Source organism: Kitasatospora sp. MY 5-36 (genome assembly GCF_001182915.1).
Classification (GTDB): domain Bacteria; phylum Actinomycetota; class Actinomycetes; order Streptomycetales; family Streptomycetaceae; genus Kitasatospora.
In genome coordinates this window covers 1-1,665 of record NZ_LFVW01001148.1, presented here as the reverse complement: position 1 = coordinate 1,665, position 1,665 = coordinate 1, and the positions used below count along the sequence as shown (strand labels likewise).

General features: G+C 76.7%; 1 protein-coding gene. It reads right to left on the bottom strand.

What is annotated here, in order from left to right; all coding sequences use genetic code 11:
• Positions 1–1,665, bottom strand: a 1,665-nt coding sequence (locus AE652_RS40925; RefSeq protein ID WP_049661010.1) for a type I polyketide synthase, incomplete at both ends; no start/stop codon positions are given.

The following is a 1,665-nucleotide window of genomic DNA, read 5'->3' as shown; positions in this document are numbered from 1 at the left end:
TTCGACGGCCGGGGCCGCGGGCGCCTGCTCCAGCACGAGGTGGGCGTTGGTGCCGCCGACGCCCAGCGCGCTGACGCCGGCCCGGCGCGGGGTGGGGCCGTCCGGCCAGTCCCGGCGCTCGGCGGCGAGCCGGAACGGGCTGTCGGCCAGTTCCAGCGCGGGGTTGGGGCTGGTGAAGTTCACCAGCGGGGGGATGGTGCCGTGCCGCAGCACCAGCAGGGCCTTGATCAGGCCCGCCATCCCGGCGCAGGTGTCCAGGTGGCCGATGTTGGGCTTGACCGAGCCGAGCGAGCAGAACCCGGCGGCCTCGGTGCGGGCGCGGAACGCCTGGGCCAGTGCCCGGAACTCGATCGGGTCGCCGAGCGGGGTGCCGGTGCCGTGGGCCTCGATGTAGCCGATGCTGTCGGCCGGCACGCCCGCCAGGTCCAGGGCCCGGCCGACCACGGCCGCCTGCCCGTCGACGCTGGGCGCGGTGTAGCCGACCTTCCGGCCGCCGTCGTTGTTGACGGCCGAGCCGAGGATCACCCCGTGCACGGTGTCGCCGTCGGCCAGCGCCCGGTCGAGGCGCTTGAGCAGCACGGCGGCGACGCCGTTGCCGCCGACGGTGCCGCCCGCGTCGGCGTCGAAGGCCCGGCAGGCACCGTCGGGGGAGAGGATCGACCCCTCCTCGTAGCGGTAGCCGGCGGCCTGCGGGATGTGCAGGGCGGCGGCCCCGGCCAGGGCCAGTTCGCAGTCACCGGAGAGCAGCGACTGGACGGCCAGGTGCACCGCGACCAGCGAGGTGGAGCAGGCCGTCTGCACGCCGATCGCCGGGCCGGTGAGGCCCAGCCGGTAGGCGACCCGGGTGGCGGCGAAGTCGGCCTGGTTGCCGATCGCGGTCTGCAGGGCGGCGACCGGCTCGGACGGGTCGGCGGTGGTGGCCAGGGTGTGCTGGTAGTAGGTGCGCAGCGCGTACAGGGTCATTCCGGTGCCGGCGAAGACCCCGACCCGGCGCTCCGGGTCCGGCGCGTCGTAGCCGCCGTCCTCCAGGGCCTGGCGGCAGATCTCCAGCAGCAGGCGCTGCTGCGGGTCCATCAGGGCCGCTTCGGTGCCGCTGATGCCGAAGGCCTCGGCGTCGAACTCGTCGGTGCCGGTGAGCGCGCCGGTGACCGGGACGAAGTCGGGGTGGCGGTACTCCTCCGGGCGCAGTCCGGCCGCCGCCAGCTCCTCCTCGGTGAACCGGGTGGTGCTCCGGACGCCCTCGACGATGTTCCGCCAGTACTGCTCGGGGGTGTCGGCGCCCGGCAGGCGCAGCGCCAGGCCGACGATCGCCACCCGGCGGTCGTCGCCCGGCCCGGCGACGGGGGAGGCGGCCGCGGCGGTGGGCGTGGCCGGCTCGGCGGCCAGGTGGGCGATCAGGGCGTCCACGGTGGGGTGGCGGAACAGCTCGGTGGGCGCCGGAGGCGTGGGCAGCGCGGCGCTGAGCGCGCCGTGCACCCGCATCAACTGGAGGGAGCCGATGCCGAGTTCGGCGAGCGGGCGGCCCGGGTCCAGCGGGGTGTCGAGGACGGACTCGAAGGCGTCCAGGACCAGCCGGCGCAGCCCGGGCGGGGCGGTGTGCCCGGGGCCGGGTGCCACGGCGGTCGGGGCGGCCGGCTCGGCGGTGACCGGCGTCGGCGCGGCGGC